A 1,289-nucleotide genomic window follows, 5' to 3' on the forward strand; every position below is an offset into this window, starting at 1 on the left:
GACAAGGGCAACCTGCTCGCCGAATTCGATGCCCTCGGCCAGATGACCGAGTACCTGAACAGCGATGACGGCCTGCCGCATACCATCATCGATGCAACTTACAAGTCCAAGTACCTGTGGTGGAACACCCTGGCCCAGGTCGAGCGTTATCAGGACTGCTCGGGCAAGAGCACCTGGTACCGCTACGACGAGCGTCAGCACCTCGTCGCGGTGACCGATGCGCTGAACCAGACCACCACCCTGGAGCGCAAGCCCGACGGCGAAGTGCTGCGCATCAGTCACCCGGACGGTACCGCGGAAACCTTCACCTACAACGTCTACGGCCAGGTAATCAGCCACACCGACGGCAAGGGCCAGACCACACGCCTGATGCGTACGGCGCGTGGCCTGCCGAGCAGCCGCCAGGATGCCAAGGGCCAGCGGGTACGCTACGAGTACGACAAGGCCGTGCGCCTGATCGCGCTGGTCAATGAGAACAACGCCACGTACAGCTTTGCCTATGACGCTTCGGACCGGCTGAGCGAAGAAGTGCGGGTGGATAACCTGACCCGGCGTTTCAGCTACAACCTCGGCGGCCATCTGACCCGACTGGATGAGATTGGCTATGGCGAAAATGCCGAGCGGCCGGAGCGGCATACGCTGTTCGAGCGTGACACCATTGGCCGTCTGGTCGCCAAGATCAATCGCGATGCGAGCCAGAACTTCGCGTACGACGACGGCGACCGGTTGCTGAGCATCGAGCGGCAACCGACCGGGATCGGCAAGCAGCTTGGGATCACGGAAGAGAAGCTGGAGTACGCCTACGATCTGCTGGGGCGGCTGACCAAAGAAATTACCCCCGACGGCACGCTCGGCTACGAGTACGATCCGCTCGGCAACCTGACCACATTGACCCTGCCGGATGGTCGCAAGGTCAACCACCTGTACTACGGCAGTGGGCACCTGCACCAGCTGAACCTGGATGGCCAGGTCATCAGCGATATGGAGCGTGATGACCTGCATCGCGAGGTGTATCGGACTCAGGGCAAGCTCACCAGCTGCTTCGGTTATGACGCGATGGGGCGCAAGGCCTGGCAGTTTGCCTCGAACTTGCCGGCCGACAAGCTCTCGCAGGTGCACAACACTGGGATCAATACCTCGTTGCTGGTGGAGCATGCCTACAACCCGATTCACCGCCGTTACCAGTACGACCCGGCTGGAGAGTTGGTGCGAACCCTCGACAAGCTGCGGGGCGAGATCAAGTACGAGTATGAAGCGAACGGCCAGTTGCGCAGCCGCGATACCGGCTC

At 61.5% G+C, this 1,289-nt stretch carries 1 pseudogene; it reads left to right on the forward strand.

From position 1 onward, the window contains the following. A pseudogene (locus CAY82_RS24725) lies at window positions 1-1,289 on the forward strand (RHS repeat protein); the annotation flags it as partial.

The organism is Pseudomonas sp. SID14000 (genome assembly GCF_002165135.1).
Lineage (GTDB): Bacteria > Pseudomonadota > Gammaproteobacteria > Pseudomonadales > Pseudomonadaceae > Aquipseudomonas.